The sequence below is a fragment of the Microvirga sp. KLBC 81 genome, assembly GCF_003075415.1.
GTDB lineage: Bacteria > Pseudomonadota > Alphaproteobacteria > Rhizobiales > Beijerinckiaceae > Microvirga.
Genome location: NZ_QDAH01000070.1, coordinates 1 through 23,747 on the forward strand (window position 1 = coordinate 1; position 23,747 = coordinate 23,747).

Consider the following 23,747-nt stretch of genomic DNA (forward strand, 5'->3'; position numbering starts at 1 on the left):
TCCCTCCAGTCCATGTGACCCCACCAGGCTACCAGATCCCGCGTTTTGACACAGCCTCGACCCAATGCAGACCGTGGCCGCAGTACGAAAGCCGTCGATCACTCACGTCTGGTTCAGGCGCAATTGCACGATCCGGAGGTTGTTGGTCGTACCTGCGGTCCCAAAGGGCACGCCGGCTACGATCACAATGAACTCAGGCGGCTGGGCCAATCCCTCCGCTCTTACATGCGCCTCGGCTTGCTCCACCATCTCCTCGTAGGTCCGGACATCCTCCGAGCGGACGCTGTGGGCGCCCCAAAGAAGGCATAGGCGCCGCGCCACGTTCTCATCCGGAGTGACCGCCAGGATCGCGACATCCGGCCGGGTGCGGGCGATGCGGCTCGCGGTGGTACCGCTCGACGTGTACGCCACAATACAGGGAGCGTGGATCGCCTGGGCGAGATCGCCTGCCGCACTGGCAACAGCATGGGGTGGGCTCTCCTCGATCTCCGACCGGAGAGCCGTGACGATGGACCGATAGGCCTTGTCCTGCTCGGTTTTGCTGATGATGCGATCCATCATCGCAACCGCCTCGACCGGGTACTGGCCCGAGGCGGACTCGGCCGACAGCATGACGGCGTCAGCCCCGTCATAGATCGCCGTTGCGACGTCGGAAGCCTCTGCCCGTGTTGGCGTGGGGGCAGCGACCATGGAGTCGAGCATCTGCGTTGCAATGATCACCGGCTTGACCATCAGACGGCAGATGCGCACCAGTTCCTTCTGCCGCCCGGGCACCTCCTCCGGTGGGATCTCGACACCCAGATCGCCGCGGGCGACCATGACCGCATCGGACAGGCGAACGATGTCCTCGATGTGTTCAAGGGCCGAGGGCTTCTCGATCTTTGCCACGAGGCCAGCACGATCGCCGATCAGTGTGCGCGCCTCGATCAGATCGGACGGTCGCTGGACGAACGACAGCGCCACCCAGTCGACACCGAGTTCAAGGCCGAAGGCGAGATCGGCCCGGTCCTTCGCCGTGAGGGGCGACATGTCCAGCACCGTGCCCGGCAGGTTGACGCCCTTCCGGTTGCTGATCCGGCCGCCCGTTACGACCTTGGCCTCGATATAGTCAGCGCTAAGACCCGTCACCTTGATCCGGATGCGGCCGTCATCGATGAGCAAGTCCTGTCCTGGGAGAATCGCCTCGAAGATCTCCGGATGCGGGAGAGGAATCGAGGTTCGGTCGCCATCAATGCCATCAAGCACGAACCGGATCGTTTCACCCTCTGTGAGGACCAATGCGCCGTCCTTGAGCGTGCCGATCCTGATCTTCGGTCCTTGCAGATCCTGGAGGATGCCGATCGGCCGTCCGACCTCCTTCTCGAGCGAGCGAATGGCAGCGTGGACGGCGGCGTGATCCTGATAGGTGCCATGACTGAAGTTCAGTCGGAAGGTGTCGACCCCGGCGAGGAAGAGTTCCCGCAGCTTGTCCGGCGATGCGCTCGCCGGACCAACAGTTGCGACGATCTTGGCGTGGCGTTGTCGGCGCATTGTTCGATTGACCTTCCTGGAGGACCCGTCAGAGGAGGCCGATGGAAATGGCCGGCACGAGGGCGATCGCCACGAGCCCGAGGACGAGCGCACCCAGATAGAACCAGACCGTCTTCATCGCCGCATCGGGCTCGACCTTTCCGATCGAGCAGGCGATGTAATAGCCGATGCCGACAGGGGGCGCGAACAGTCCGATGTTCATGGCGACCACCACAACCATTGCATAGTGAACGCTGTGGATGCCCAGATCCTTCGCGATCGGGAACATGAGCGGAGCCAGCAGCACGATCGCGGGCAGTCCCTCGAGCAGGCATCCGAGCAGGAGAAAGGTCACGACCGTGACCGCCATGAAGACGATCCAGCCTCCGGGAAGGCCTTTCATCACTTCTGCGAGATACAGGGCAAAGCCGGTCTGCGTCAGCGCCCAGGCGGCGGCCGAGGCCGTGCCGAGGATCAGCAGGATCGCGCCCGTCATCGCGGCGGTCTCGATCAGCATGCGATAGATGTCGCGCAGCGCGATGCCGCCGTACAGCAGCATGCCGGCGATCCCCGCATACAGCACCGCGATCGTCGAAACCTCGGTCGCCGTGGCGACACCTTCGGTCACGGCACCGCGCACCAGGAAGGGCAAGACCAGCGCCGGCGCCGCGAACAGCAACGCCTTGCCGATGACCTTCATCGGCGCGCGGCGGACGCCCGCGAGATTCTCGGACCGAGCCTTCCAGCGTGCCGCGATCGCGAGCATGATCAGCAGGAACAGGGCCACGATGAAGCCGCTGGCGAACAGGGCCGAGATGGAGATGCCGGCAACGGAGCCGATCACGATCAGAACGATGCTCGGCGGAACCGTATCCGCCATGATGGCGCCGGTGCCGAGAAGCGCCACCATCTCCTCCGGCTTGTTGCCGCGCCGCTTCATTTCCGGGAACAGCGCCGGGGCGACCGTCGCCATGTCGGACACCTTCGAGCCGGAGATGCCGGAGACGAGGTACAGCGAACCGAGCATCACGTAGGACATGCCGGCGCGCACGTGGCCCAGCAGGGAGCCAAGGAAGTCGACGATCGCCTTGCCCATGCCGGTGGCGTCGAGGATGCAGCCCAGAAGCACGAAGACCGGCACGGACAGAAGGATCAGGCTCGACATGCCCTCGTCCATCCGACCGACGATCACCGTCAGTGGCAGTTTCGTCGAGAAGAGCAGGAAGGCGAGCGCACCCGAGCCGAAGCAGAAGCCGATCGGCACGCCGATCGCGAGGCAGACGGCGATCACGCCCACCAGCAGCACGAGGATGTTGGCCTTGCCGATCTGGGCGAAGACGGGTGTCATCAGCCACAGCACGGCCACCGCAGCTGCCACGGCGGCAAGGCTGATCAGCATGTCCCTGACGCCCGTCTCGCGCAGGAACTTCGCCGCGAGCGCGATGAGCATCAACACGATCCCGAGCGGGATCCCGGCGATGCGCCAGGCCATGGAGATCTCAAGGCCTGGCGAGATGACATCTCCCTCGAAATAGGTATGCTCGATCGCGGCGGGCAGGAGGGCGCCGAGGAACGCGGCCATGATCACGAGGCCGATTGCTTCGAGAAGCTGCCGGACCCGCGGCCGCATGGCATTCAGCAGCAGGGCCAGCCGCAAGTGCTCGTTGCGGTCGATAGCGATTACGGAACCGAACATCACGATCCAGAGGAACATGAAGGACGCGATCTCGTCGGCTGAGGTGATCGGTGAGCCGAGGGCATAGCGCCAGAAGACGCTGGCCAGCACGAGGCCGATCAGGCCGATCAGGAGCACCGCGGAGATCGCCTCGATCGGGCGCATCAGCACGCCGAGGCTCGAACGGTGCGCCACACCGGGCTCATCCACGCCGGCCACAGCGGTGGGTGCATGAATGTCAAGAGCGGGTAAGTCGGGGTTGAGACTGTCGGTCATAGGCTGTTTCCTCCGTCTCGGAGTGCGTCCTGCCGCATCGCCCGTCTCACGGGTTGTGGCACCACCGCAGGGTTCATTGGGAGCTCGGCCTCGGCAGCGGTCCGGCCCGAGCCCCTGTTGCGTGATGAGCCGTCAGGCCAGTTTGCCGACGACCTCCTCGAGCAGGCCCCAGGCCTCGTCGCCGAATTTCGAGCGCCACTCCTTGTAGAAACCGGCCTCTGAGAGCCTGGTGCGGAATGGGCCCGGATCGACATCGTTGAAGATGAGCCCTGCGGCGGAGAGATCCTTACGCAGGGCGATGTTCTGCTGCGCGACGTCCTCGCGTTGGGCCAAGCAAGCGTTGTTGATGATCCTCGCGACCGTCTCCTGCATGTTCGCAGGCACCTGGCTCCAGGCCCGGCGATTGATTAGGAACCACCAGCCATCCCACATATGGTTCGTGACCGAGGCATATTTCTGCACCTCTTGCAGCTTCGCTGCCGCGATGATCGCAGGCGGGTTCTCCTGGCCATCAACGACCTTGGTCTGGAGCGCGGTATAAACTTCCGCGAAGTTCATTCCGGTCGGCGCCGCGCCGAGCGCCTTGAACAGGGAGAGCCACAGCGCGCTCACCGGCACGCGGATCTTCATTCCACGCAGGTCGTCCGGATGCGTGATGGGCTTGACGCTGTTCGTGATCATCCGGAAGCCATTGTCCCAGACCTTGTCGAGCACCACGATGCCACTCTTGGTGATCTGGCTGCGCAGGTGCGTACCGAGCTTCCCGTCGAGCGCGTTCCACACCGCCGGATAGTCCTTGAAGGCGAAGCCCACGCCGGAGATCGCGGCCGCCGGGATGATCGTCGACAGCACGTTCACGCCGGAGTTCAGGAAGCATTCCAGCGCCCCGGAGCGAAGCTGGGACAGCATGTCCGAGTCGGCGCCGAGCTGATTGTTGGGAAAGAGCTGGAGTTCGAACCGGCCGCCCGTCTCGGCCTTGACCTGCTCGACCGCCTTGGCCAGATGGACATTGAGGGGATGCGAGGCCGGCACGTTCGTGCCGATCTTGAACGTGTACTCGGCGGCGTGGGCGTAGCGGATCGGCAGCGCGGCGGTGATGGCCGTACCACCGACAAGGGCGGCGAAGCTGCGGCGGGTGATGCTCTTGGACATGGTTTCCTCCTGGTTTTGTCTGTTGGGCTTTGCCAATCGGATCTGATCAGCTTGCAGGTGCGGCCTTGTCGCCGCGGAACATGAGGCCGGCGGCCCGGAAGCCTCCGTCCACGTTCAGGGTGTGGCCGTGAATGTACCGGCTCTCATCGGAGCTGAGGAAAACCGCCGCGTCGGCGATCTCCTCGGGCGTGCCGTAGCGCGTCATGGGGATCAGGTAGTTGTAGGCGGCGCGCGTCGCCTGATCGTGCGCGAACTTCGCCATCTCGGTCTCGATGGCGCCGGGCGCGATGTTGTTGACGTTGATGCCGAACTCCGCGAGTTCCACCGCCATGACCTTGGTCAGGAGCTCGAGGCCTGCCTTGGCGGCTCCATAGGCGGCGCGGCCGTGGCCGCCGCGCTGGCCGGAGAGCGAGGCGATGTTGATGATCTTGCCGCTGCGGCGCTTGACCATCTCGCGGGCACAGGCCTGCGCCACGAGGAAGGCGCCGGTCAGATTGATCGAGATCGTCCGGTTCCACTCCTCGAGCGTGATGTCGAGGAATGGGGTGTTTCCGCCGATCCCGGCATTGTTCACGAGGATGTCGACCCGGCCGTAGCGATCGACAATAGCCTGGACCATCCCGTGGACCGAAGCCTCGTCGGCCACGTTCACCGCAAGGGCGAGGCCGTCGGAGGCCCCGAGCGTGCCAAGGGCCTCTCTGGCGCCCTGCTCGTTGATATCGGCGATGACCGGCGTCGCGCCTTCCGCGACGAAGGCCTTGGCGATGGCAAGGCCGATGCCGCGTGCCCCGCCCGTCACCAGAGCGATCTTTCCCTGTAGTCTCATCTGTCCTCCTCCCGGGCGGCGCCCGTCATTCAAGTTCCTCGCGACACCCCGTCGCGTACGGCGCAGAAGAAATCGTCCCCGCCGACCTGTCCGCCCTTGAGCGCGATCTGCAACCCGTCGCGGGAGGGATCGGTGGAATGGGCGCGGCACAAGGGAGAGCCTGGTGCCACGGGGGCGATGGCGGTGAGCGCGTCGATGCCCAGCATCGAGGCCGCATGGCTCGACGTGTCGCCGCCGGAGATGACGGCCCGTGTCAGCTTGGCCTCGCGCACCACCGCGTCGAGCACGCGGCCGAGGCCGGAGCCGATCCGGTCGTTCACGCTCTCGGCCGATACGCCCGCGGTCGCCACCGCCTGCCGCAGGGCGGTGACGGCCGGATCGTCCGGGCCTGTCGCGGTGAACACGAGTGGGCTGCGGCCTTCCGAGAGCGCGCGCAGGGCGTCCCGGGTCACGCGCCCGATCTCGTTTTCCCAGGCGGGCTCGTCCACGGCACTGGTCGCGTCGATGCGGATGCCGCAGAAGCCATGGCGGAGCGCATGGGCGATCTGGCTCGCCGTCACCGGCGATACAGAGCCGGACACGCAGGCGATGTGATCGACACTCCCGGGGGGCAGCCCCGCCTCCCGCTCCGGCAGCAGACCGGAGGCACGCCAGTAGGCAACCAGCGCGGTCTCGAAGCCCTGCGAGCCGACGCCGAAGACCGGCGCGCCTCCGCGCTCCCAGACGAGGCGGCCCGCCTCGACCAGCGTCTCCTCGTCGAGCACGTCCAGGGAGACGATCCTGGCGCCGTCGGCGAGAGCCTCCGCGAGACGCGCGTCGGCTTGCCCGCGCTTCATCGCGACAAAATCGACGAGACCGACGGGCTTGTCCGTCTGCTTCGCGAGGTGACGGCCGAGGTCGGACTCGTCCATCGGCGTGACGGGGTGCTTCGACATGGTCGGGTGCCGGTCGAGCCGGTATCCCTTGCCCTGCGCCAGCGCGAAGAGGTGGCCGAAGCTCTGGAAGCGGCCCATTGCCGGGTCGGCCACGACCATCGGGATCCAGCCGTCGAACAATCCGGCCGCGATGTCGATGGCCCGCCCGATCGAGCCGATGTGCGGGGCGGAGTCGAAGGTCGAGCAAACCTTGTAGTGCACGACCGGCGTGCCGAGCGAGCGCAGCAGCGCGAAGACCGGCGGCAGGTTCCGGTCCATCCAGCCGGGGTCGCGCGAGCGCGCCACGCCGGCAATGCCGATGCCGCGGTAGGCGCCAAAGGCCCGCAGGCGCTCCGGCGTCGGTGGGGCGAGGAACAGCACGGTGTCCAACCCGGCGAAGGCGAGCGCCTCCATCGCGGCCGAGGACCCGGTGTAGTCGTCGCCGTAGAACGCCACGAGGGGTCCTCCCGGCAGAGGTCGATGCGGGCTCATGCGGCCATCTCCAGGGCGCGGCCGAGTTCGGGATGCGTCCGTGCATGCTCTTCGAGCGGGATGCCGGCGATCGTTGCGTCCCAGGCCTCGCGCAGAGCCCTTACGCCCGCGGCGGGCCCGTCTGGATGGGCCATGATGCCGCCGCCAGCCGTTACGATCAGGTCGGTGGAGTTCAGGCCCGCGTACGTTCCGGGAACCTGCCGCGCCGACTGGCCGGAGGAGAACACCGGCATGACGGTGCAGGGCTTGTCGTCGAACATCGGTGTCAGGCAGGCCCGCGCCGAGGCGATCACGCTATCGTCGTCCTCGGAGAACTTGTTCTGCAGCCCGTTCACGTGCATGTGGTCCGCGCCGGCCAGCCGCCACAGCTTCTGCCAGGCGACATAGGACCAGCCGAGCAGCGGATGGCGGGAGAGATAGCCCCAGCCGTTACGGTGGGCGTGAATCGGCAGCTCCGAGAAGCGGCCGAGTTCGATCATGCCAGCAAGTCCCACCGAGTTGAGGCTCGCCATGATGCACGTGCCGCCGAGATCGCGGACAAGGTCGTGGCGGCGCCGCATCTGGTCGACCTCGCCGGTAAGGTTGAAGGCGTACATCACCTTCTTGCCGGTCCGGTCCGCATGATCATTGATGACGCGCATTACGGCTCGCACGCGCTCGTCGAACGGGCAGTTGGGGCCGTCCGATTGCAGTTCGTCGTCCTTCACGAAGTCGATCCCGGCTTCGCAGAGGTCCTTGACCATGGCGGCGGTCGCCTCGACGTCGAGGCCCACGCTTGGCTTGATGATGGTGCCGATCAGCGGCCGGCCGTGAACGTCCGCGAGCCGACGCGTGCCCTCAATGCCGAAGCGGGGGCCGGCATAGGCTGCACCGAAGGCGGCCGGCAGGCGGATGTCGAGCAGGCGCAGGCCGCTGACATCCTTCAGCTCGAACAGGTTGCCGGCCACGGTCGCGACGAGGTTCGGCAGGGAGGGGCCGATCGTCGCCAACGGCCATGACAGGGTAACGAGCGCGCGGGTGATGCGCTCGCCGGGCTTCGGCAGGATGGCCGACGGGAGGGAGCGCTGCGCGACCGGCTCGTCAAGGACGACGAGCCGGGTCACGCGGGCGGCCGACCGCTCCTTGAGTTCGGGCGTCTCGCCCGGAACCGCAACGAAGGTACCGCTCGACTGCTCGCCGGCCATGATCTCGGCCGCGCGCTCGGGGGCGATCGGGGTCTCGAGGAGGTAGTCGGCTTCGAAACGGTCGATCAGCATGGTCGTTCCTGACGAAAAAGGGTTGAGGTGCGGGGCATGGGTCGGGCTTCAGGCCGCGCGGCAACTGAGCCCGCCATCGACTGGCAGGCTGATGCCCGTGATGTAGGCGGCATCGTCCGAGGCAAGGAACAGGGCGGCCTTGGCGATGTCCCAGGCCGTGCCCATCTTGCCGGTCGGGCAGGCGGCATCGCGCGCCGCGACCATGGCGTCGGCATCGGCGTACTGCCCGGAGATCTGCTGGAAGATCAGCGGCGTATTCATCAGGCCGGGCATGATCGCGTTCACGCGGATGCCGTCCCTGGCGTATTGCAGGGCAAGCCCCATGGTGAAGTTGTTCACCGCCGCCTTGGCGGCGTAGTAAGCGGTATAGGGATAGCCCGTGTACCGGATCGCGGCGATCGATGAGACGTTGACGATCGCGCCGGATTTCCGCTCCAGCATGTGCGGCAGCACGTGCTTGCAGGTAATGAAGCAGCTCTTGACGTTGAGGTCGAAGGTCCGCTGCCAGGCGGCCTCATCGAGCTCGATCGGGCCGCCCATCGTGGCGTAGCCGACATTGTTGTGCAGCACGTCGATGCGGCCGTTCTCCCGCACGACGCTGGCGACGAGATCGGAAACGGCGGCCGAGTCGGTGACGTCACAGGCATAGGCCGAGGCGCGGCCGCCCTCGCGGGTGATGATGTCCGTCGTTTCCTCGGCGGCATCCTGGTCGATGTCGACGCAGATGACATGCGCGCCGTTGGCAGCGAACAGGGCGGCTGTCGCCTTGCCGTTGCCCCAGCCGGGTCCGACAGATCCGGCTCCGAAGACAATGGCAACCTTGTCCTTCAACCGATCCGTCATGGCGTAACTCCCGGTTAGATAAGGTTGATTTTTTCTTGATTGGTGGCCGACCCTACATGCCGCGCCTGGACTGCGACATTGCAAATCGGCGCAGGATGGTGTGAGATTTCCTGACATCAAGAGATTCCGGGACCGCTGCCATGCCACTGCCGCGCCTGCCCTTGAACGCCCTTCGCGCCTTCGAGACGACGGTGCGGTTGGGCAGCATGTCGGCCGCGGCTGCCGAACTCGGCGTCACCCATGGCGCCGTCAGCCGGCATATCCGCGAGCTGGAGGCCCAGTTAGGACTGCCGCTCCTGCTTCGACTGCCGAAGTCTGTTACGCCAACGCCGGCGGGCTCCCAGCTTGCCGTTAATCTGGGCCAGGCCTTCGAGCTCATGCATCAGGGCGTGGCGCGCCTCGCGCCGGGGCCGCTGACCCTGTCTTGCTCGGCGACCATCGCGATGAACTGGCTCATCCCCCGGCTGAGGACGTTCAAGCGCGACAATCCCGCAATCGAGGTCCGCCTCAACATCAACTATGGCGCAGTGGATTTCGTCCGGGACGAGGTGAGCCTGGCGATCCGCTCAAGCACGTATCGCGCACCGGAGGACGTGATCGTCAGGCCGCTGCTGCACGAGGACATCGGTCCCATCTGCCACCCTGACTACGCGGACCGGCTGGAACTGCACAAGCCGGAGGATCTCACGCGGGCACGCATCCTGGGCACGGCGACGCGCACCGACGCATGGTCCGAGTGGCTGGCCGTGATCGGCCGATCGGACCTGAACCTTCAGGTGCATGAGAGCTATGAGCACCACTATCTGCTGATCCAGGCCGCCTCCTACGGCCTGGGCATTGCGATTGCACCGCGCATCTTGGTGGCAGACGAGATCGAGCGGGGCCATTTGGTCGCGCCTCTCGGCTTCGTCCCGGGAACACGCGAGCTGAATCTTTGGATCGCACCGCATGTCCGCTCGCGCGAGGACGTTCGGCGCCTCTCAGGCTGGATCCAGGATGAAATGGCGCGTCACGCTACCGCTGGGACCGGAGCGGCAGCCGAAACAGCATACGCTCAATGAGTGAGGGCAGTTTCGCAGGCATGAACCGAATCTGAAAGCAGGCCAGCTTGATGCCCGGCTACGTTAATGTCGGCTACAGCATCGGATGGAATCCCAAAAGTGGATTTGCACTTTTGGGATTCCATCCGATGCTTTCTCCTTGAATGAGAGCATCGTTGAGAGCGGAAAACCGGATCCACTTTTCGCTGACGCGGACCTGCGGTTCCGCACGATGCTCTAATGGCACCGGCCGGTCGTTCGTCGTGTGACAGCTTAGAGGCGGTTCGCCGACGTTGCCCCGCATCACCAAGCAGGGTGGGGCGGCTTGTTCAATAACCGCCCCTGATATCCTACATATCGACCTGCTCGGCAATCGCGAGCGCGTCATCTACATCGATGCCGAGATATCGCACGGTGCTCTCGATCTTGGTATGCCCTAGCAGAAGTTGGACGGCTCGGAGGTTCCCGGTTCGCCGGTAAATCATTGATGCCTTCGTTCTGCGCAGAGAATGTGTGCCGTAGGCCAGCGGATCGAGCCCAACGGCGCGAAGCCAGGAGTCCAGCAGACGGGCATACTGGCGCGTGCTCATCGACCTCGTCCGGGCGACTCTGCTCGGAAATAGTGGCTTGCCCTTGTGCAGACCTTTCTTGTCCAGCCAGCGCCCGACAGCCTCGCGGGTGTGCTCTGTGATCTCGAACTGAACAGGCCGGCCCGACTTCCGCTGCAACACAGCGGCCCGGGAGCGCGCTCTTCCATTCAGCGTCACATCGTCAACGCGAAGCGCAACCAAGTCGCAGGCTCGCAGCTTGCTGTCGAGCGCCAAGTTGAACAGCGCCAAATCCCGGATACGATGGGCAACCTGGAGTCTGACCCGAATGGACCAGATGTCCTGGCCTTAAGGGGTGGCTTGGGATCAATCAGATTTCCCCGGTTCCAGGGGGCGACACTGTTGTGAGCTTGGCCCTTGATAGCATGTTGCATTGCAGTGCTCCTTGAATGAAGCCCCCGCAATGCGGCTTGGCCGTCATCGCCAGCAGGGACATTAGATTGGACATATCTTATGGAGTTTCCGACTGCTCACCGCGCCGAACTGGACCTCAGTTCTCCTTCCCAAATACCGTGAGTTGACCCAAAGCAGCCCTCCAGCCTCTCTAGGCCCAGCGAGGTCGCATTATCCCTGCCCACGTCGCGCCAACATCCTAAGTCGTTTGATCCGCCTTCCTGCGAGAAGTCATCGTCAGGGCGAGACCACCCAGGATCAGCACCACGCCGACAGCAAAAAGTCCCCCCGTTCGGTCACCGAACATCGCGGACGAAGCCGCGATGCCGATGACTGGCTGTAGGTACTGCACACTCGCCGCAATCCGGACCGGGATGGTGCGCAGGATGTTCAACCACATGAACAGGCCTGCGACAGTCACCACGAGACCAAGATAGGCCGCAGCCCAGAGTGCCTCCGCCGTGATCTGGATGGAGACGTGCCACATTTCCCAACCCGCCCAGGGCAGAAGCGCGATGAAGCCGAACAACGTGCTCCAAGCTGCCACGGCGGCGGTGCCGTATTGGTCGGTGAGTTCGACACTCCAGACATAGTAGAAGGCAATGGTCAGTGCGGACAGCAACACCCAGGCCGCTCCAGTCACACTAGACTCGAACAAGCCCGCCGTTCCCTCGCCCTGACCCAGCGCAACAAGCGCAATGCCTACGAAGGCAGCCAGCAATCCCACCTGCTGCCGGCCCGATACTGATTGCTTGAGGCGCAGGGCGGCAAAGACCACGATGAAGACTGGGATTGTGGCCGAGATGATGGTGCCGACCGAGGCTGACGTCCCGGCCACGCCGAAGGTTTGGGCGACCTGACCCACGCCGATGCCCAACGCTCCGAGGGCGGCAACATGGGGCAGCGCCCGCCGTGGCAGCCGCTGCCTGCCCATGATGAGAAGCATCAGGAGGGGCACTGCGATGGCGAAGCGCAGTGCGGTCAGCGTCAACGGCGGCAACATCAGGAGGCCGAGCTTCGTGACAGGAATGGACAGTCCCCAGATCACGGCGAGCAGCAGCATGGAAGCAAAGCTGCGCAAAGATGGGGCTGCGTCGCCGGGAGCGACGGTAAAATGGGAGGCGTCGGGACGTGTGCCCACTGTGTTCTGGCTCGGCATGAAAAGGCCCGCATGGAAATGAAGTGACGCCGCCACCGCGGCATCCCGAGCGCTAGGACGGACGAAGTTGGCTGACAAACCATTTGTTCTCACGTAGCGTGTGAGCGAAACTCACGCATGTGGCCTTATGTTCGACCGGCTTCCCCCTCTGCAAACCTTGCGTGCCTTCGAGGCAACTGGACGCTTGTTGAGCATGACGTTGGCCGCAGAGGAATTGCACGTGACCCACGGCGCGGTGAGCCGGCACATCAAGACGCTCGAAGACCATCTTGGCGTCCGGTTGTTCCGGCGCCTCACGCGCCGGATCGTCCTGACCGACGAAGGGGCCCGATTTCATGAGGTGGTCTCCCGCCTGCTGTCGGAGCTGACCAAGGAGGCCGAACGTCTCCGGGGGCAGAAGAGCGGAGGGCGACTGACCATCAGCACAGGCATCTCATTCGCAAGCAAGTGGCTGGGACCACGCCTGCATCGGCTGATAGCGCGCCACCCCGAACTCGATATCCACCTCGACATCACCGATCCCGATGCCGATCTGAACAACGAGCAGATCAATGTGGCCGTGCGCTACGGCCACGGCCGCTATCAGCACCTCATTGCGGAGCGGATCCTGGAGGAAACCATCACGCCAGTGTGCAGCCCGGTCTATCGAGCCGAAATGGGTGGATTGCTGACGGTTAAGAGCCTTACCGAGTGCAGTTTGCTGCATGAAGACCGCTTGCTGCATGATGACCGCATGCTGGCCAACTGGGACCTATGGTTTGCAATGGCGGGGGTAGATGGTGTTCCCAGGGGCGTGGCCCAATCTACAGTCATGGCAGCATGGCCATCGAGGCAGCCATTCGTGGAGAAGGCGTGGCGCTAGGGCGCAGCGTACTGGTGGCAGAAGACCTTGCTGCGGGACGGCTGGTTGCCCCGTTCCCGCAGATACGGCTCCAGGCCGAGCGGGGCTATGACCTCGTCCATCGCCCAGACAATCGGGATCATCCCAAGGTGCGCGCTGTGCGTGAATGGCTGACAGACGAGATCCGACAATTTCTCGCGGACATCGATCGCTGGTCCGTCAGCTTCGCTGAACCGGATGGCCACTGACCGCATCCCATCCAATCGTCAGTATTGGCTCTGACCCGACGCCGCTGTGTCGGAACGTCTCCTAATGGCACGTACTGGAAGTACGCCGAATATCCGCTTAGGGCCGGAACACCGGACGTTCCTGAAGGACATGGAATTTCCTGGTTTGACCTCAACCGGCCCTTCTGACAGTTAAAACCACCCACTGAGAGCAGGCGCTTGCGGATCGATCGTGAAGGCTTCATTCGGCTCGATGGATAAGCATTGCCCGCCTGAGGACCGCTATGACACGCGGGTCGCTCGATTGCGCAACGTTGAAGCGCAGGAAGGGAGTGGCCGTCTGCGAGACGCTGAACACGTTGCCCGGAGCCAGAACGACGTTCTCCTCCACGGCCATGCGAGCGAGCGCGGCGGAATCCTGGCCCTCCGGCAGGTGGCACCACAGATAGAAGCCGCCACGCGGTATGAGCCAAGGCTGGATGCCAAGGGGCTCCAGCCGGGTCGCCATTTCGCGTCTGGTCCGCGCAAGGCGCTGGCGCAGTTCCCCCATATGCTTGCGGTAGCTGCCTCCTGCGAGAACGCTGGCAATCAGCTCGGTTGCGATGGGGCTTGGCCCGCCGAAGTTGGTGGCAACCTGGAGGTCGACAAGACCTTCGATCCAATCCGCCCGCGCGGCGATGTAGCCGCAGCGGATCGAGGCGGACAGCGTCTTCGAAAAGCTGCCGATCCGAATGACACGGTTGAGCCCATCGAGCACGGCAAGACGCGGCGAGGGTTCCGGCTCGAAATCAGCAAAAATGTCGTCTTCGACGATTGTCAGATCATGAGCCGAGGCTGCGCTCAGGAGCCTGTAAGCCGTCTGCGGCGAGAGAGTGGCGCCGGTCGGGTTATGGAGCGCGGAGTTGGTGAGATAGAGGCGCGGTCGCTCTTCAGTCAGGACCGTCTCGAAGGCCGCTACATCGGGGCCGGAGGGTGTGTACGGCACGCCGACGATCCTGACCTGGTGCGCCCGAAGTAGCGCCTGGAAATTGAAATAACAAGGGTCATCCACCAGCACCGTATCACCAGGCCTCAGCAGAAAGCGGCAGATTAGGTCAATCGCCTGCGTCCCCGAACCGGTGAGCATGATCTGGTCGGGTGAAGCCTCAAGACCTTCTTCGACGAACCGGCCGAGTAACAACCGCCGCAGAACCGGCGAGCCATGCGTCGTGCCGTAGTCGGCGAGCACCGCATTCTCACCCCGCGCGAGCATCCGCAAGGCGCGGCGAAGCGCGGGATGCGGCATCCAGTCCGTCGGCAGCCAGCCGCAACCGGGCTTCAATACCGTGGGATCGGCGTCGAGCGATTGCCGCGAAACCCAGAACGGATCGACGGCCCTGTCGCGCCGCGGCTCTGTCTCTGCCAACGTCAGCGGTGGCAAACCACTTCCTGCGACATAGAAGCCGGAACCGCGCCGGGCGCGGATCAGACCCTCGGCAGCGAGACGGTCATAGGCTTCAACGACCGTGGACGGTGAGACGCCCATGGTCGCGGCAAAGCTCCGGATCGAGGGCAGCCGATCGCCGGCAACGAGGGCACGGCTGAACACCTTCCATCGGATTGCTGCCATCACTTCGCCCGTGAGTGTCGGTTCTCCGTCCTTCATTCGCGCTCCGCGGATTGTGTGGCCGTCTATACCCATACAGTTTTATCAAATCGTACTGCACTGTCTCTGTCTGGACCAGCTGTTAAATCCTAGGATCCCCTCCGAAAGAGAGGCAACATGGATCGAACAACGGACGGGTGGGGCAGTGGCCTCCTAGGTGTCATCATCTTCAGCGGTTCGTTACCGGCCACGCGCGTCGCCGTCGGCGACTTCTCGCCCCTGTTTCTGACCTCGGCCCGCGCGGTAATCGCCGCGCTTCTCGGCGCAGCCTTCCTCGTCGTGCTGCGACAGGTGAGACCCGGGCGCAGCGATCTTGGCTCGCTTGCCGTGGTCGCGTTCGGTGTTGTGGTTGGCTTCCCGCTGCTGACGGCGCTCGCGCTCCAGCACATCACCTCAGCGCGTTCCACTGTCTTCATCGGCCTCCTGCCACTTGCGACTGCCATCTTCGGCGTCCTGCGCGGTGGCGAGCGGCCAAAACCGGTCTTCTGGTTGTTCTCAAGCCTTGGCGCCGCGACGGTCGCTGGCTTTGCTCTTTTCAACAGTAGCGCGGGTGCGGTCACCGGCGATCTGCTCATGCTGGCCGCGATCCTGCTATGTGGCCTCGGCTACGCTGAGGGAGCCACGTTGTCACGAAGGCTGGGCGGCTGGCAGGTCATCACATGGGCTCTGCTTCTGGCGTTACCGATGATGGCGGCAGTCGCGCTGATCACGATGCCGAGATCCTGGAGCGGGATCGGCGGCCCGGCTTGGCTCGGGCTCGCCTATGTCTCAATCTTCAGCATGTTGGTCGGTTTCGTCTTCTGGTATCGCGGCCTTGCGCTTGGGGGCATCGCGAGCGTCGGGCAATTGCAACTGCTTCAGCCCTTCTTCGGCTTGGCGCTGGCGAACCTACTGCTTCGCGAGCCGGTTGCCTGGACAATGATCGCGGCGACGGGCCTTGTTGTCCTCTGCGTCGCTGGCGCCAAGCGTTTCGCCTGAGAAGTATGTTATCGCTACCAAGGAGGCTCCCGTGCCTGACGTGACAGACATCAACACGAACCCAATGGTCCTGCCCGATAACCTGCCGCGTCCCGAGGACGACGGCGGCGCCGATCACCTGACCGGCATGCGTGTGCCCGATGTCGCCCTGCGGGCGACATCGGGCGAGCTCGTCAACCTCAGTACCCTGCCGCGCAGGACCGTCGTCTATGCGTATCCGATGACTGGCGTCCCCAACGTCGCGCTACCGAAGGGGTGGAACGACATCCCCGGCGCTCGTGGATGTACGCCGCAGACCTTGGCCTTCCAGGATCAGAAGGACGAGATCTCGGCTCTTGGAGCCGACGTCTTCGGCCTGAGCACACAGACCACGGAATACCAGAAGGAACTCATGGATCGGCTCGGGCTCTCATTCTCGATCCTCAGCGATGCCGAGTTCAAGCTAACAGAGGCCCTGCGTCTCCCGACCATGACAGTCAACGGCATGGTCCTGCTGAAACGCCTGACGTTCGTCATCGAGAACGGGACCATCGCGCACGTCTTTTATCCAGTCTTCACGCCCAACCAAGCGGCCGCTGACGTGATCACCTGGCTCAGGAAGAACTAGGCTCCCAACACAACTGCGGACACGAAGACGGGCGATGTTGCGAGCGTCCTGATCTACACGACCGCACAATGTCCTTCCTGCAAAGCGGCAATGGAACTGCTGAGGCAGAGGGGTGTCTCGTTCACCGAGGTAGACGTTGATCGCGAACCCGGAGCGGCGAACGCCATGGTCACCTGCAGCGGCGGCCGACGAACCGTCCCGCAGATCTTCATTGGGCTGCCCACGTCAGCGGAGTCGACGATCTGCAAGCGCTCGACAGGTCTGGGCAACTGGCAGCACTTTTGGAGGAGCAAGGGCGCTGATGATCCAATCCGTCGTTCCCCTGGCCCTCGCCGTCCTGGTGGGGTCAGCGCCGTCATTCAGCAAGTCCTGAACGCCAATCTGCGCGGAGCCCTGAACTCTGCCGCATAGTCAGGCTTCATGAGCTACTTCCTGGGCCTGATCTGTATGGTGCTGCGCGCTGTCGTTCTGCGTGCCCCCTCCCGTCGGCAGCCGCAGCCACACGTATTCCCTGGCGGGCGTGGAGCGGCGGCGTGTTCGGCGCCATCTTCATCAGTTCGGCGATCCTGCTCGTGCCGCGGATCGGCGCGGCCACGTTCCTGGCTCTGCTGATCACAGGCCAGATGCTCGCCTCGGTGGCTTTCGATCACTTTGAATGGCTGGATCTGATCTAGCGCCTCGTCGACATGCCCCGGGTGATCGGCATTGGGCTCTTGGTGGCGGGTGTTGTGCTCATCAGGCAGTGATCTGTGATGCTCCGCAGCGCAGCGGCATTGGCCTTGATGACCTCGGACTTGCTTCAGCCTGAGACATTGAACGCCTGTTGAGGACTGAGACGTAAGGACCGCTTCTGGCACATCTCGGAAATAACGCTTTGGTCCGCTCGCTTGGCCTACGCGGACGTTTGTGCAGGGCAGGGGATCTTCAGAGTCTGAGCCAAAGCGGACAACGACGCTTTGAGTTAGCTGCCCATGGCGACCGCCCGGGCGAGACGGCCCCATCCGGGGTGGAGAAATGCGATTCGCTACCTATTTCGGAAGAGCGGTGGGAAAACGGGCCGGAGTCTTGGCTCCAAAACGAAAGGAACACGCTATGCCAAAGAATACGATTTGTCTCTGGTACGATAAGGATGCCGAGGCTGCCGCCCGCTTCTACTCCGAGACCTTTCCTGACAGCGCGGTGGGTGCCGTGCACCGTGCCCCCAGTGACTACCCAGCCGGCAAAGAGGGCGACGTGTTGGTGGTCGAATTCACCGTTGCGGGCGTTGCCTGTATCGGCCTCAACGGAGGGCCCGCGTTCAAGCATAACGAAGCCTTCTCGTTCCAGATCGCCACCGACGATCAGGACGAGACCGACCGCTACTGGAATGCCATCGTCGGCAATGGCGGCCAAGAGAGCGCGTGCGGCTGGTGCAAAGACAAGTGGGGCGTGTCCTGGCAAATCACGCCGCGCGCCCTGACGGAGGCGCTGGCGGCAGGCGGCGATCAAGCCAAACGCGCGTTCGATGCGATGATGGACATGAAGAAGATCGACATCACCGCGATCGAGGCAGCGCGGCGCGGTTGATGCTCCATCGCATATGGCGGCAAAATTGCTGCCGGCAGTTGTCCGCTCCTGGCACTGGCTGGTCGTTTGTCTTGCGACAGCTTGAGGCTCAACTCCGGACCTTGCTTCATGGCGGTTGGTCAGGGTCTCCTGGATGAGGCGGCTCGTCAGCAAGCCGCCTCTGCCATTTCGATTTCAACCTGCTCCGCGATCACAAGTGCATCGTCGATGCCGAGATAACGCACGGTGCTCTCGATCTTGGTGTGGCCCAGCAGGAGTTGAACGGCGCGAAGATTGCCAGTTCTGCGATAGATCATCGATGCCTTCGTGCGCCGCAGGGAGTGGGTGCCGTACGCTAATGGGTCGAGCCCAATCGATCGGATCCAGGATCCCAGCAGACGCGCATACTGGCGCGTCGTTATCGACCTTCGCCAATTAACTCTGCTCGGAAATAGCGGCTCGCCCTTGTGCAGATCTTGCTTCTCAAGCCATCCTCCAACGGCCTCGCGGGTGTGCTCCGTGATCTCGAACTGAACAGGATGGCCTGTCTTCCGCTGCAACACAGCGGCCCGGGAGCGCACCCGCCCGTTGAGAGCGACATCATCGACTCGCAGCGCGACCAAATCAGAGGCTCGTAGCTTGCTATCGAGCGCCAGATTGAACAGAGCCAGATCTCGAACGCGCTGCGAAACCTGGAGCCTGATCCGAATCGACCAGATCTCTTTGGCCTTGAGAGGTGGTTTGGGTCCAATCAGCTTGCCTCGGTTCCAAGGTGCTGTGGTCCGGAAAGTATGATCAGTGGGAGTGTCTTGCATTGCAGTGCTCCTTGAATGAAGCCTCCCCCGCGATGAAGCTTGGCCGTGTCACTCGGAAGTAAAATCGGATCCGACACTACTCGGAAGGTCTTCGGCAGCTTACCGGATCGAACCGGACGTTAGTTTCCTCTCATCACTTTCGTACTTTGGCCCAGAGCGGACCCAACTGCTTTGTCGGTTGCACTGGGAGATGGCTGTGTCTCAGAGATAAACGCTAGCGCTTCCACTTGCCCTCGTACCGGAATTCCGGGGCTGATTTTAATTGTTCAATGTCAGCGTTCATCGTCGCGTGCCACTTGTCCTCGCTGTCCATGTACCGGATTGAAATCGATGAGGGGTCTACTGCCACGTAACGCTGGCCACTGCCCAGGATCTCGCCGACTGATAAGACGATTCCGGTGATCTGGCCGCCTTCAAACACTACGTCCTCAATCGTGCCCAGCCCTTTGCCACTAGCGCTTTGCACGTCCACGCCAATCAGACCGGAGCTAAGAATTGCATTGTTGCTGATGGTGATGAACTGTGGAGCACTTGATGCAGCGGGAGTGCTCTGAGCATGAGCCGCACCTGCGGTACCAAGGGCGGCGAGAAGCAGAATTGTTGGCAAGTGCATGAGACCTGTCCTCAATCGAAACCGCATATATCATTCTTCCAAGGTGGAAACCAATTCAGGAATATGATCCGATGCCGTCTGGTGGGCGGCCTCTTGGAGATGAATACTCCTCATTTAGCTGATCGAGGAGAACCTGGAGATGCGTCCTATCTCTCTAAGGGTGATATTGTGCTCGCCGCCTCGCTCGGTGGCGGACATGCAGAAGGAACAGTGGCCGGAGCGCCTAGGCATTCCGAATTTCGCTCTCTCGAACAGCTCTTTCGGTCATGCCGGATCTGATGCGGTACGAAAGCTCTCCCGTCTGATCGGCAGGCATCAGCCGAATGACCTCATAAACGCCTGCGGAGTTGATCCAGTTGTCTGAAATCCCCGGCTGCTTCAGCCGGACCATCTGTTTGATTTTGAACTTGTGAGACATTGAAAGCTCTCTTGAATGCGGAAACTCTGAGATGGTTTACTTGGTGAGCAATCTCGTTCGATGCTCGCCCTTGCCTTACCTGACGCGTTTGATGCTGGTAATGGTGCCTACAGGCAGGGAGCCTTTCTCCTGCTGGGTGCGTGCGATCACGCTGATAGCCCGGTTGTCGCTGGCCTTTGCAGATTTATCGATCCACAAATAGGCTGTCCGGGCGTCATCATAGTTGACCGCGAAGATCACCGATTTTGCAGGAGTGCTTTTCCGAAACATGCTCATACGAGCCTCACTATTTTGACTATCAGTCGATGGGCTTCACGAAAAAGCCGCTCCGTTGGGGAGCGGCTTGATAGCTGTGCGCCAGTTCATGTCAGGCCGCCTCGACGTCATGGATGGCAATCATGCCTGACCGACGATCTATGAAGGTATCAAACGAAGCCATCTGTCCTGCGACAAGGTCAGACAGACCGGCGCGCTCAACCGCGATGGCATTGACGAACACGTCCTGTCCAGCATCATCTGGTTGGATGAAGCCGAAGCCTTCTGCCTCGTCGTAGGACTTCACTTTATCCGTCATCATCAGGAAAGCCTTTCAGCGGTTCAGAGTGCACATGCGCATGTCCTCGCAACGAGGCGGGGTTGCGTTGTTCTCGCTGTTTGGAGAGAGCGCCTGAGAGCGTAGGCGAAACGGACCATACGTCCGGCCAACGTCGATAATTGAACATAGGCTGGATATAAGTTCATTTCAAGGCAGCAGTCGAATAATTAAATCATGGTCGCCGCAATGCCTCACAATCTGGTAGTATTTCTCAAGAATTGCACCAATTGCCAGTGCAAATGGTCGATCACGAAAACTTCGTTCGCTACCAAGGAATTTACGACGTATATGTATGGAAGGGGCCAATGAAGTGCTCCACGAGGAGCCTTCATTGAGATCTTTCACTGTCGTAGCCGCACTGGGTTTGTTGCTCTTGCCTGAAGGCAGCCACTCTGAAGAGAAGACCAACGCGGAATCGAGTGCTTCAAGGCCGGTCAGGCTCTCACCCGCTGATCGAGCAGCCCAATCCGCTGCCATGGCCAAGGAGGCACGTGACAAAGCCGAGGCGTTGGAGCGAGCCCGCGACCGCAAAATGAGAGAGATATCAAAAGGCATCTGCACCGGATGTTGATATCTGCCGGGCCCATTCAGATGGGACGGAACGTTGGCAGCAACAAACGTGCACACCGGAATGAGAGGCATGGGCAATGAATGGCATCCCCAACGAAAGCACTGCACTTCATATTCTTCGTCACCTTGTCCAAGGGATGGGCAAGACCCAAGGGCAAGGAGCTTCGATTCAAAACCTCAGGCATTGGTGGACGATAAGCCTGGGGCAGCGTGGCGAAGACCTTGAGCGCGGCCTGGAATATGCCAGCCGATGTCAATGGGTGGAGCGCGGGGTGGACGACCGTATCCTGCTTACGAGCCTGGGTTCTGAAAAAGGTGGCGTATCCCGGTCGACAGCATCATCCAGGTTGCCGAGCCCGTAAACCGCTAGCACCCTTCGAATGACCTCCCAGAAAGCGCATGAAAGTCGCATTCCGAAGGCTTTCTGGCGGCTCATTTGAGAACCAGAGGATTGATGGATGTCCTATGAAAAAGCTCTGCAAGTTGCGGAGCGAACGCTTATCGACGGAGCGACATTGGCTGAGCTCAAGCAAGCATCGAAGGACTTGCGTGCTTTAACCCCTAACAGTGCGTTGGCGGATCTGGTTGATGCCAAGATCAAGTCCATCGAGAACCAGCAACGCGGCCCCCATTCCTAACCTAGAGGTCTTGCCCGGCCTTTAGGAGGCTTGAGGCGTCAGACCTGAGACCTGCCTTTTTGAAGAAACGCAGGCATGTGGTCAGGATCGCTCACATCGCCAGGAATTGCGGCATCCAGAATGTCGTCAAGAACATCCGCCATGTCTTCAACCCGAGCGAAGCTCGCTGTGAACGTCAGCCTGAAGCCATCCTCCAGTTCGATGACAATATGAGGATCGCCACCATCGGATGACGGAGACACCAGAAACCGGGCCAGCTTCTTCGTATCAGGCATGAACTTCTCCGTGGTTCGTTGTTTATCGGAAAATCGTGAACGAGGTAGCGAGCTGATTTTCATACGCGACGCGGCTGTAGACCTCGCCAATGCTCTTGATCTCATAGCGAGGAGCCTCATCGCCCGAAGGCAAGTGCCTGATGATGACGAAATCTCCGCTCCAGGCCGAGCCCAGAAACCGCTTGTCGCTAAACGTGACGTGCTGACCGCACGAATAAAGGTGTGCTGACATGAGAAGCTCCTTTCCAGGCAGCTAATGTCTGGCCAAGATGCCGCCGAAAGGGCTCTCACCCGACGAACAGCACGATGAACAGGATGAAAGACAAGACGCCAGCCATACTGGCCGTTGAGAGCCAGGCTCCCTGGTGCCTGCTGGAGAACGGAGCAACGCTAAACATGATGCGCTCCACTCCGTGAGTGCTGAAGCCGTGCTGGGAGAGGACTCTCAAGGGCCGACTTGAGATTGAGGTTGGCGGGCCGCAGGCAAGACAGGGCTTCAAGGAACTGTTCAGGGGATTGCTGGACAGCTGGAAGGGGCTGTAGCGTCCGGCAGAGCTCGTGTTCGCCCGCGGTGCGGATTTCGTCCCGGTGGACGGAGGCGATCCTGTACTGCGGCTCGGCGGCATCCGTCCTGATGCAGGAGATGATCGTATAAGGAACTTTCCACGTGAACTGGGGATGCCGTCTCTCGGCATAAAGCACGATCTCGCCGACCGCGAACCGGTGGGCTTGCATGGCGCGTTCCTTCCGTGTTGGCTCGTGCAGGCCGCAATGCACGAACAAGGAAGCACCTGTGCGGTCTGTGAAAGACTTTAGCTTGATCGGGCCGCTGAAGAGAGTGTGTTCTGCGTCTGAAGGGCCAGGACCTCAGGGGCCTTAGTCTCGAATTGACAAGCGAGATTAAAAACCGGCGTTCAAAGCCAACGAACGACATGGAGATAAGTTCCAGCGGTAAAACTAATCCGAGTAGTCTACCAAGCTGAAAACCACCCGACGGTGTCGGTAACTTTCCAGTGTATTGCTGATTTATTCGAGTTTTGTGAGTTTTACCTTGCAATGGATCGATGGGAGGTCCATATGGAGGCCATCCAACCGACATGTTCGGCCTGCTCCCCCTTAGCTCGCAATTGAGCGCTGAGCCTGCTTTCCGTTCCGATCGATTGTTATCCTGTGCCGCGCTTCGGCGAGCTCCTGCTTGTCGCCGCGGTGCTTCAGCGACTTCAAACACAACAGTGCTGCTTGGGTGTATCCCTCGTAGTCATAGGATTATTTATGTCAAACTCTGTTAGAACTCAGAACTCCAAAAAGAAACTTCAGCCCTCAAAAGCCATTCCGCATGCCAAGGTTGAACCCAAGCCCCAGCCGACCGGGCTGTCCCGAGAAGAACTCCGTCAGATCGTCCTTGAGATGATCGGCTAATTATTGTCGTCTCGTGATACGTCAGGCTCGTGCAAGCACCAAGCAGTCGAGCACGGCACCGTAGTGGCACGCCGCGGCGGCGAGGACGAAGGCATGCCAGATTGCGTTCTGAAGACGCAGGCTCTCCCAGAGATGAAATACCACGCCAGCCGTATAGAGTATGCCACCGGCAGCAAGAAGCCAGAGAGTCGAATAAGGAAGTGCGCCAAAGACGGTCTGGTAAGCCATGAGTCCGCTCCAGCCTAGAGCCTCGGACGGAAACGCGGATTCAAAGGCTTCCCTCCGGGCCGGAGGTGTGATGCCCTTCTGAGGCCAGGAGGTGGATCATGACCCAGAGCTACTCTCTCGATCTGCGGGTGCGCGTGGTGGCGGTTGTGGAAGCCGGCCACTCCTGCCGGGCGGCGGCACGCCATTTTGG

The 23,747-nt window shown here is 62.0% G+C and carries 26 protein-coding genes and 3 pseudogenes; 9 read left to right on the forward strand and 20 right to left on the reverse strand.

Annotated features, from left to right (window positions below; genetic code table 11):
• Nucleotides 1–102: 102 nt before the first annotated feature.
• From pyk to DC522_RS26350, 7 genes are all read right to left on the reverse strand, one after another.
• Nucleotides 103–1,530, reverse strand: coding sequence for a pyruvate kinase (pyk, locus tag DC522_RS26320; RefSeq protein ID WP_116531537.1), 1,428 nt, complete (start codon nt 1,528–1,530; stop codon nt 103–105).
• Between the two features lie 28 nt (nt 1,531–1,558).
• Nucleotides 1,559–3,460, reverse strand: coding sequence for a TRAP transporter large permease subunit (locus DC522_RS26325; protein ID WP_116531538.1), 1,902 nt, complete (start codon nt 3,458–3,460; stop codon nt 1,559–1,561).
• A gap of 132 nt (nt 3,461–3,592) precedes the next feature.
• A complete protein-coding gene (locus DC522_RS26330) occupies nt 3,593–4,612 on the reverse strand; it encodes a TRAP transporter substrate-binding protein (protein ID WP_116531539.1) in 1,020 nt (339 codons plus the stop codon).
• A 46-nt stretch (nt 4,613–4,658) separates the two neighbouring features.
• Complete coding sequence (locus DC522_RS26335) at nt 4,659–5,438, reverse strand: SDR family NAD(P)-dependent oxidoreductase (RefSeq protein ID WP_116531540.1); 780 nt, start codon at nt 5,436–5,438, stop codon at nt 4,659–4,661.
• Between the two features lie 29 nt (nt 5,439–5,467).
• Nucleotides 5,468–6,844 (reverse strand): four-carbon acid sugar kinase family protein, encoded by a 1,377-nt coding sequence (locus tag DC522_RS26340; protein WP_116531541.1) that lies wholly within the window; start codon nt 6,842–6,844, stop codon nt 5,468–5,470.
• Nucleotides 6,841–8,100 (reverse strand): ribulose-bisphosphate carboxylase large subunit family protein, encoded by a 1,260-nt coding sequence (locus DC522_RS26345; RefSeq protein WP_116531542.1) that lies wholly within the window; start codon nt 8,098–8,100, stop codon nt 6,841–6,843. Before DC522_RS26345 ends, DC522_RS26340 begins: the two co-directional genes overlap by 4 nt.
• A 48-nt stretch (nt 8,101–8,148) precedes the next feature.
• The gene (locus tag DC522_RS26350) at nt 8,149–8,943 is read right to left on the reverse strand and encodes an SDR family NAD(P)-dependent oxidoreductase (RefSeq protein WP_116531543.1); all 795 of its coding nucleotides are present in this window, start codon (nt 8,941–8,943) and stop codon (nt 8,149–8,151) included.
• Between the two features lie 140 nt (nt 8,944–9,083).
• Between DC522_RS26350 and DC522_RS26355 the strand changes: the two genes are divergently transcribed.
• The gene (locus DC522_RS26355; RefSeq protein ID WP_116531544.1) at nt 9,084–10,004 is read left to right on the forward strand and encodes a LysR substrate-binding domain-containing protein; all 921 of its coding nucleotides are present in this window, start codon (nt 9,084–9,086) and stop codon (nt 10,002–10,004) included.
• A gap of 329 nt (nt 10,005–10,333) precedes the next feature.
• Here the strand turns inward: DC522_RS26355 and DC522_RS26360 are convergent.
• Nucleotides 10,334–10,965: pseudogene (locus DC522_RS26360) on the reverse strand (tyrosine-type recombinase/integrase).
• Nucleotides 10,966–11,183: 218 nt separating this feature from the next.
• Nucleotides 11,184–12,047, reverse strand: a complete 864-nt coding sequence (locus tag DC522_RS26365; protein WP_116531558.1) for a DMT family transporter — start codon at nt 12,045–12,047, stop codon at nt 11,184–11,186.
• Between the two features lie 289 nt (nt 12,048–12,336).
• On the opposite strand from DC522_RS26365, the gene DC522_RS26370 reads away from it, so the two are divergent.
• Together DC522_RS26370 and DC522_RS37475 are read left to right on the forward strand one after the other, a co-directional pair.
• Nucleotides 12,337–13,005 carry a LysR family transcriptional regulator gene (locus tag DC522_RS26370; RefSeq protein ID WP_371680550.1) on the forward strand — a complete coding sequence of 223 codons (669 nt, stop codon included), beginning with the start codon at nt 12,337–12,339 and terminating at the stop codon, nt 13,003–13,005.
• Nucleotides 12,996–13,232, forward strand: a complete 237-nt coding sequence (locus tag DC522_RS37475; protein WP_371680552.1) for a hypothetical protein — start codon at nt 12,996–12,998, stop codon at nt 13,230–13,232. The genes DC522_RS26370 and DC522_RS37475 overlap by 10 nt, the downstream gene beginning before the upstream one ends.
• Before the next feature lie 220 nt (nt 13,233–13,452).
• Here DC522_RS37475 and DC522_RS26375 read toward each other — a convergent pair whose 3' ends face one another.
• A complete protein-coding gene (locus DC522_RS26375) occupies nt 13,453–14,856 on the reverse strand; it encodes a PLP-dependent aminotransferase family protein (RefSeq protein WP_116531545.1) in 1,404 nt (467 codons plus the stop codon).
• Nucleotides 14,857–14,973: 117 nt separating this feature from the next.
• Between DC522_RS26375 and DC522_RS26380 the strand changes: the two genes are divergently transcribed.
• From DC522_RS26380 to DC522_RS26400, 5 genes and pseudogenes are all read left to right on the forward strand, one after another.
• Nucleotides 14,974–15,834, forward strand: a complete 861-nt coding sequence (locus tag DC522_RS26380) for a DMT family transporter (protein ID WP_116531546.1) — start codon at nt 14,974–14,976, stop codon at nt 15,832–15,834.
• Nucleotides 15,835–15,865: 31 nt separating this feature from the next.
• Entirely contained in the window at nt 15,866–16,441 is a 576-nt protein-coding gene (locus DC522_RS26385) for a peroxiredoxin (protein WP_371680555.1), read from the forward strand.
• A 90-nt stretch (nt 16,442–16,531) separates the two neighbouring features.
• Nucleotides 16,532–16,597: pseudogene (locus DC522_RS37480) on the forward strand (hypothetical protein); the annotation flags it as partial.
• A gap of 145 nt (nt 16,598–16,742) precedes the next feature.
• Nucleotides 16,743–17,187 (forward strand): annotated as a pseudogene (locus DC522_RS26395) (DMT family transporter).
• A 346-nt stretch (nt 17,188–17,533) separates the two neighbouring features.
• The gene (locus DC522_RS26400; protein ID WP_116531547.1) at nt 17,534–18,007 is read left to right on the forward strand and encodes a VOC family protein; all 474 of its coding nucleotides are present in this window, start codon (nt 17,534–17,536) and stop codon (nt 18,005–18,007) included.
• A 146-nt stretch (nt 18,008–18,153) separates the two neighbouring features.
• On the opposite strand, the gene DC522_RS26405 is transcribed toward DC522_RS26400, so the two are convergent.
• The 6 genes from DC522_RS26405 to DC522_RS34390 all read right to left on the reverse strand — a co-directional run bounded on the left by DC522_RS26405 (nt 18,154) and on the right by DC522_RS34390 (nt 21,069).
• Nucleotides 18,154–18,801, reverse strand: coding sequence for a tyrosine-type recombinase/integrase (locus DC522_RS26405; protein ID WP_116531548.1), 648 nt, complete (start codon nt 18,799–18,801; stop codon nt 18,154–18,156).
• 214 nt (nt 18,802–19,015) lie between these two features.
• Entirely contained in the window at nt 19,016–19,414 is a 399-nt protein-coding gene (locus DC522_RS26410) for a PRC-barrel domain-containing protein (protein WP_165820319.1), read from the reverse strand.
• Nucleotides 19,415–19,637: 223 nt separating this feature from the next.
• Nucleotides 19,638–19,832 (reverse strand): hypothetical protein, encoded by a 195-nt coding sequence (locus DC522_RS36285; RefSeq protein ID WP_116531550.1) that lies wholly within the window; start codon nt 19,830–19,832, stop codon nt 19,638–19,640.
• A 75-nt stretch (nt 19,833–19,907) separates the two neighbouring features.
• Entirely contained in the window at nt 19,908–20,108 is a 201-nt protein-coding gene (locus DC522_RS26420; protein WP_116531551.1) for a hypothetical protein, read from the reverse strand.
• A 91-nt stretch (nt 20,109–20,199) separates the two neighbouring features.
• Entirely contained in the window at nt 20,200–20,409 is a 210-nt protein-coding gene (locus tag DC522_RS26425) for a cold-shock protein (RefSeq protein ID WP_116531552.1), read from the reverse strand.
• Between the two features lie 165 nt (nt 20,410–20,574).
• Entirely contained in the window at nt 20,575–21,069 is a 495-nt protein-coding gene (locus tag DC522_RS34390) for a hypothetical protein (protein ID WP_133239375.1), read from the reverse strand.
• 386 nt (nt 21,070–21,455) lie between these two features.
• On the opposite strand from DC522_RS34390, the gene DC522_RS26435 reads away from it, so the two are divergent.
• On the forward strand, nt 21,456–21,635 hold the full coding sequence (locus tag DC522_RS26435; RefSeq protein ID WP_116531554.1) for a hypothetical protein: 180 nt from the start codon (nt 21,456–21,458) through the stop codon (nt 21,633–21,635).
• A 38-nt stretch (nt 21,636–21,673) separates the two neighbouring features.
• On the opposite strand, the gene DC522_RS26440 is transcribed toward DC522_RS26435, so the two are convergent.
• The 4 genes from DC522_RS26440 to DC522_RS26455 form a co-directional block, all read right to left on the reverse strand.
• A complete protein-coding gene (locus DC522_RS26440) occupies nt 21,674–21,910 on the reverse strand; it encodes a hypothetical protein (protein ID WP_116531555.1) in 237 nt (78 codons plus the stop codon).
• 22 nt (nt 21,911–21,932) lie between these two features.
• Complete coding sequence (locus DC522_RS26445) at nt 21,933–22,142, reverse strand: hypothetical protein (protein ID WP_116531556.1); 210 nt, start codon at nt 22,140–22,142, stop codon at nt 21,933–21,935.
• A gap of 158 nt (nt 22,143–22,300) precedes the next feature.
• Nucleotides 22,301–22,645 carry a hypothetical protein gene (locus DC522_RS26450; protein ID WP_116531557.1) on the reverse strand — a complete coding sequence of 115 codons (345 nt, stop codon included), beginning with the start codon at nt 22,643–22,645 and terminating at the stop codon, nt 22,301–22,303.
• A gap of 705 nt (nt 22,646–23,350) precedes the next feature.
• Nucleotides 23,351–23,557: a hypothetical protein gene (locus tag DC522_RS26455; protein WP_205769771.1), complete on the reverse strand. Its 207-nt coding sequence runs from the start codon at nt 23,555–23,557 to the stop codon at nt 23,351–23,353.
• Nucleotides 23,558–23,747: the final 190 nt, after the last annotated feature.